At 71.2% G+C, this 3619-nt stretch carries 4 protein-coding genes; 2 read left to right on the forward strand and 2 right to left on the reverse strand.

Translation table 11 applies throughout. From position 1 onward, the window contains the following. Positions 1 to 850, reverse strand: an 850-nt coding sequence (locus tag AB0C20_RS29140) for an SAM-dependent methyltransferase (protein WP_357569135.1), incomplete at its 3' end; no start/stop codon positions are given. 65 nt (positions 851 to 915) lie between these two features. Beyond that, positions 916 to 1824: an SDR family oxidoreductase gene (locus AB0C20_RS29145; RefSeq protein WP_357569136.1), complete on the reverse strand. Its 909-nt coding sequence runs from the start codon at positions 1822 to 1824 to the stop codon at positions 916 to 918. A gap of 88 nt (positions 1825 to 1912) precedes the next feature. Here AB0C20_RS29145 and AB0C20_RS29150 point away from each other — a divergent pair, with 88 nt between their 5' ends. Further along, on the forward strand, positions 1913 to 2518 hold the full coding sequence (locus tag AB0C20_RS29150) for a TetR family transcriptional regulator (protein ID WP_357569137.1): 606 nt from the start codon (positions 1913 to 1915) through the stop codon (positions 2516 to 2518). A 112-nt stretch (positions 2519 to 2630) separates the two neighbouring features. Continuing rightward, positions 2631 to 3605, forward strand: a complete 975-nt coding sequence (locus tag AB0C20_RS29155; RefSeq protein WP_357569138.1) for a Rossmann-like and DUF2520 domain-containing protein — start codon at positions 2631 to 2633, stop codon at positions 3603 to 3605. The last annotated feature ends 14 nt before the right edge of the window (positions 3606 to 3619 follow it).

The following is a 3619-nucleotide window of genomic DNA, read 5'->3' on the forward strand; positions in this document are numbered from 1 at the left end:
GTCGGTAGTCCCTGCTGGGGGTTTCGGGGCAGCCCGGCCGACTCCGGGCGGTCAGGCTTGATCCCTGCGCCGGCGGGGCTGCCCCGAAACCCGACTCGCTTCCGCTTGTCGCGCCCGATGAGGTCACTCCCAGATCCGGGTCACTGTCCGTACTGGGCACGGTTGCGGGGCCGGGCCACCAGGCGTTGAGCCAGTCGAGATCATCGGGGCTGACCGGCTCACCAACTGTTTCGGCACCGTTGTCGGGGTCGACCAGCAGGTATCGCCAGCCGTCCTCGGTGTGCAGCGCGACGTCCAGCGGGACGTTGTCCAGCCACTCGGTGGCCAGCAGCACTCCGGTGATCTCGTCCGGGATTTCGGCTGTCCAGTTGATCTCTTCGGGCAGGTTCTCGGGGCGGTACGCGTACTCGACGGCTGTGAAGCGAACGCGGTCCGCGAGCGGCGGGCGGGCGGCGACCGACGACGGCTCGTCGGGCGACCGACGGACAGAGGCCGTGGGAGTCAGGGTTTCCGGGGAGCTCGCCCGCGGAGGGATCAAGCCTGACCGCCCGGAGCGGGTGGGCTCCCCGGAAACCCCCACCGCACGCCCGACGGCGTCCCCAGGCGCGACGAGCCCGAGCAAGCTTCTCAGCAGTTCCCCACGCCCGGCCCCCACGTCGACCACGTCAAGTCGAGAGGGGTGGCCGAGGGCAGCGTCTACCTCTGTGATCAAGCGCAGCAAGGCGGCGGCGAAGGCCGGGGACGCGTGCACGCTGGTGCGGAAGTGGTCGGCCGGCCCGGTGTGGGCGACGAAGAAGCCGCCCGGCCCGTAGAGCGCCCGACTCATCGCGTCTCGCCACAGGATCGACATCAGTCCACTCCGAGTTGAGCGTGGGTCACCGTGCCGACCCTACGGTCAGGGCCGCCGTTCGTGGTTCACGCCTGGAAGTAGTGCCCCTCGTCCAGGTCGGCGATCAGGCCGGGGCGGGCAGGGGCCCAGCCCAGCAGTTCGCGCGTGATCGCGGATGACGTCGGATTGTCCATCTGGGCGAACGCTCCGAGGAAGCCGAAGTAGTTGTCTGCCTCGTCGGGGCCGATGCTTCGGACCGGGATGTCGAGGTTGCGGCCGATGGCGGTGGCGATCTGCTGGAAGGGGACTCCTTCGTCGGCGGCCGCGTGCAGGCGTGCACCGGCCGGGGCCTTTTCGAGGGCCAGACGGTAGAGCTCGGCCGCGTCGAGCGTGTGCACGGCCGGCCACCGGTTGGTGCCCTCGCCGACGTACGCGGCGTACCCGTTCTGCCGGGCGGCAGCGATGATGGCGGTGATGAAGCCGTAGTGGTCGAGCGAGCTGTGCACTGTGGGCGCGAGCCGGACGATGGAGGAGCGCACACCGCGAGAGGCAAAGCCGGCCACGAGGTTTTCGGCGTCGATCCGGTAGCCGCTCGGGAAGGTGTCGCTTTCGATGCCGGGGCGTCCGACGATGCCGCCCATCGCGAGCATGGCCGTCCCGCTCGTGCCGACCAGGGGTTTGCCGGAGCTGTCCAGGCCGTCGGCGAGTGCGCCGAGGGCGGCCAGGTCGGTTTCGGCTGCGCCGGCCATGTCACCGTTGATCATGAGGTCGTGGCGGAACGCCAGGTGGATGACTCCGTCGGAGGTGGCTGCCTCGTTACGGAGCACGTCGAGGTCGGACAGGTCGCCGCGGCGGGCCTCAGCGCCGAGCTTCTCGATCGCGGCGGCGGACGTTTCGGAGCGGGCCAGGCCGACGACTTCATGTCCGGCGGAGAGCAGTGCCGGCACGACTGCGGAGCCGAGATGGCCGGAGGCACCTGTGACGAATACGCGCATTGGTAGTTCCTTCGCGGGTAGGGGCATGTCACCTTGCGACATGACCGTACCTCGTGATGTCGCCATGTGACATGGCTCAGGGAAAATAATGTCGCAGCGTGACATCGGATACCATCGCCACATGGCTCGCTGGCAACCAGACGCGCGCGGCCGCTTGGAGGCGGCTGCTTTCGAGTTGTTCCGCGAGCGCGGCTTCGAGCAGACCACTGTCGCCGACATCGCCGCCCGTGCCGGCCTCGACAAACGCACCTTCTACCGGCTCTTCGGCGATAAGCGCGAGGCTCTCTTCAGCGGCAGCGAGCGCGTGGAGGAGGCCCTGGTCAAGGTGGTGGCCGAGACGGACTCCGCCCCATTTGAGGTGGTCATCGCCGCCTTCCGTCAGATGGCGGTGGATATCTTCGCCGACAGCCGCGAGCTGGTCCGGATGCGCCAGTCGATCATTGAGAGCAGCCCGGAGCTGCAGGAGCGTGAGCTGCGCAAGACGGGCGCACTGCTGGCCGCCGTCAGCGCCGCCCTCCGTGCCAAGGGCCTCGACGAGACCACGGCCACGCTGGCCACCGAGTCGGGTGGCACGGTCTTCCGCGTGGCGTACGCCCGCTGGGTCGCGCCCGACTGCGATTCCTCGCTCGCCGACTTGATCGCCGAGGTGGCCACCGAGTTGAGCGCCATCACGTCGGCCCCAGGGAGGCGCTGACAGGGGCGTTGCGGCGGTGGTGAAGGTTTTCACACATGCTTGTCCGGGTTCGGTAGGCCGGGCGCATACTTGCGATCGACCGGTACCCCTTCTCGAGGACTGGATCGTCGTCATGAGCGCACCGTTGCGCCCGCGTCCGGCCGGCCCGCACGGGCCCGCCGCCTCGTGGGATAGCGCCGTTCCCGGCGCCCGCGCCACCTCCCGTCTGCTCACCGTCGGTGTCGTTGGCGCTGGTCGGGTCGGCGCCGTGCTGGGCGCCGCGCTCGCCGCCGCCGGGCACCCTGTGGTCGCCGTCTCCGGCAACTCCGGAGCCAGCCGCGCCCGCCTCGCCCTGCTGTTGCCCGACGTCCCTCGCCGCCCGGTCACCGCCGTGGCCCACGACGCCGCCGACCTGCTGCTGATCGCGGTGCCGGACGACAAACTGGCCGGTGTGGTGACCGACCTCGCCGAGCGGGGCGCGCTGCATCCGGGCCAGATCATCGCGCACACCTCGGGAGCGCACGGCCTGGCCGTGCTGGCGCCGGCCGTCGCGGCCGGCGCCCGGCCGCTCGCCCTGCACCCCGCGATGACCTTCACCGGTACGCCGGACGACCTGGCCCGGCTGGACGGCATCTCGTACGGGGTGACCGCCCCGGCCGAGTTGCGCCCGCTGGCTGCCCGGCTGGTCGCCGACCTCGGTGGCGTGCCCGAGTGGGTGGCCGAGTCGGACCGCCCGCTCTACCACGCCGCGCTGGCCCACGGCGCTAACCACCTGGTGACCCTGGTCAACGAGGCGACCGACCGGTTGCGGGACGCCGGGGTGTCCCGGCCGGAGAAGGTGCTCGCCCCGCTGCTGCGGGCCGCCCTGGAGAACGCGCTGCGGCTCGGCGACGACGCGTTGACCGGCCCGGTCTCCCGCGGCGACGCGGGCACCGTGCAGCGGCACCTGGCCCGGTTGGCGGCCACCGCACCGGAGTCCGTCCCCGCGTACCTGGCGTTGGCCCGTCGTACCGCCGACCGGGCGATCGCCGCCGGCCGGCTGCGGCCGGTGGACGCACAGTCGCTGCTCGGCGTGCTGGCCGACAGCGGTCGGGAGGTGGCCGCGTGAGCGTGAGGAGTGAG

Origin of the sequence: Micromonospora sp. NPDC048843, from assembly GCF_040649965.1 — a bacterium.
Classification (GTDB): Bacteria; Actinomycetota; Actinomycetes; order Mycobacteriales; family Micromonosporaceae; genus Micromonospora; species Micromonospora hortensis.